This is a genomic window from Pseudomonas sp. 008 (genome assembly GCF_016861935.1).
GTDB lineage: Bacteria > Pseudomonadota > Gammaproteobacteria > Pseudomonadales > Pseudomonadaceae > Aquipseudomonas.
On record NZ_BOMA01000041.1, the window covers coordinates 1 to 1,957 of the forward strand.

The window sequence follows — 1,957 nt, forward strand, 5'->3', positions numbered from 1 at the left end:
AGACATAACGTGATCAAAAGTTTTGATCGGGTTGATCAACAGACTTACAGCAATTTCCTTGAAGCTTTCTCTGGGGAAAAGGGGACGCATTTATTTTCTACCCACCGCACGACCCAAACAAATAAATCCGTCCCCTTTGCGCTTTAACCTGCCCGCTTTGCCTTTGCAAAACAGACAAATAAATCCGCCCCCTTTTCTTACTAATATTTACTCAGCGCCATCACTTCCTCTCCAACCAGACAATTTCCCACTTCAAAAAAAAAACATCAGTAACTGGAAAAACCTTGGATACAGCAACTCACAGCTCCCCTATTTTTTCACCACCACCCTATTACATACCACTATACGGATCAGCAATATTATCACCAAGCTCATTTATCGCACTTCCTATCTCCGCCGCCACTTCGGACGACAGACCATTAACATCCTGAGTCGATATAAATCTGAATAGTCCAACAAGGCCTAGCCTTGCAGCAACAGCAATAAGACATTCAACAATTTCCAAATTATCAGCATTCCAGCGTAAAATTAAAGCCCGTTCTATTTCACCTTTTAAATAGTCACCCAAAACTGTATACGTTTGCCATTGACGATCGCTAAGTTCAAGAAAGCTCCTTACGATCTCAGAGTTCTCACACTCAGCAAGCGAACAGCTCTCGATAAGCTCGAGAAACTCAGCATTTAATTCATCTTCGGCCATGGAGTCTGGCAAGGAACAATAATACGAAAAATTCTTCATTCTTTAAAAATCCACAGGAATGTGAGTTAAATTCGAGGGCTTTCTGTATAGCTTGCCATCTTGCCCAAGTAATTTATTTCCAATTTTTATTTGCGCAGTCCATCCTGCACCAGAGTTGGACTCTGGAAATTTTGCAGCTGCGTTTGTATCAGGCGAGTGCCACTTAATTTCAATTTTTTGCCCTCCCCAAACGTACTGATACTTACTCCCTTCACTGATGGTAGCAGAAGATTTGAAGCTATCTGCAATACCTGGGGGAATTAGCTTCTCCAAATCAGCAGCTTTTATTCGCCCATTACTCATAAATTCGGACGCATAGACCTTAGCGTCAAAGAATGCTGGAGGCCTACTCGGCTCTGGCTGATTCAGATATCCAAAGTCTCCATCTGCTTTTGATATAGCGTTGTCCCACTCCGGAGTGGTAGAACCGGGTTGTCCTTTTCCTCCACCGACGGGTGACGTTTCACCGATCGGTTTCAACTTAACGCTCCCGGTTTCTCCTGATGGATACATTCCCGGTATTACATTTATCCCGAAGGGATTGAATCCGGTTTGATCAAGGTAGACGGCGGCCTCTTTCAACCATGCCCCGTCATTGTTGACCCACAAATTACCGATCTGATCTAAGTGATTTAGACCGGCAACAGTCCAATCAACCGCATTTCGCTGGGTCTGATAGTAATAAGCAAGATCGCTGTCCGAACCGCCCGGATTTAATACCTCAGTCCGCTCAATCAGACTCCCCAGTTCTCTGGCCCCCTCATCTATCTCAGCACGTATCTGCGCGCAGTTTCTCGTGGCCTGGCAGTTTTTCAGTCGCTCCCGATTAGCATCGCTACGAGCATCGAATTCTTTTTTAACTGCCTCACAGTTACCTTTGAGCCGACATGCCTTCTCTGCCGCAGCTAAGTCCTCCACATCCCGATGATTCAAGAAGTTGTACTGCGTAGCATTCGCCGCCACCGCGGCACCCACCCCGACATCCCCACCCGAAGCCGCCGCCCCTAGCACACCGACAATTTGCGATAACGCGAGAATGTTGGCCTGAGCCTGGTTGTACTCCGCAGAACCCGGAACAAGGTTTGAGGGTAAAAGTTTGTCGCCCAGCAATCCGACCAACACTTCGTTGGCGCCACCTGCCAGCGCTCCGGTGCGGAAATCACCGCCCATCGCTTCAGCCAGCAAGCCACCCAAACCCGCATGCAGCAGGATTTTTGC

2 protein-coding genes are annotated in these 1,957 nt (G+C 47.3%); both read right to left on the reverse strand.

Going from position 1 to position 1,957, the window contains the following annotated elements; translation table 11 throughout:
- Positions 1 to 331: 331 nt before the first annotated feature.
- Entirely contained in the window at positions 332 to 739 is a 408-nt protein-coding gene (locus tag JUI81_RS31580; RefSeq protein ID WP_204125690.1) for a hypothetical protein, read from the reverse strand.
- A gap of 3 nt (positions 740 to 742) precedes the next feature.
- Positions 743 to 1,957, reverse strand: a 1,215-nt coding sequence (locus JUI81_RS31965) for a hypothetical protein (RefSeq protein ID WP_239077750.1), incomplete at its 5' end; no start/stop codon positions are given.

Coding starts and splice junctions, on each gene's coding strand:
- JUI81_RS31580 (WP_204125690.1), bottom strand. CDS start 739: ATGAAGAATTTTTCGTATTATTGTTCCTTGCCAGACTCCATGGCCGAA.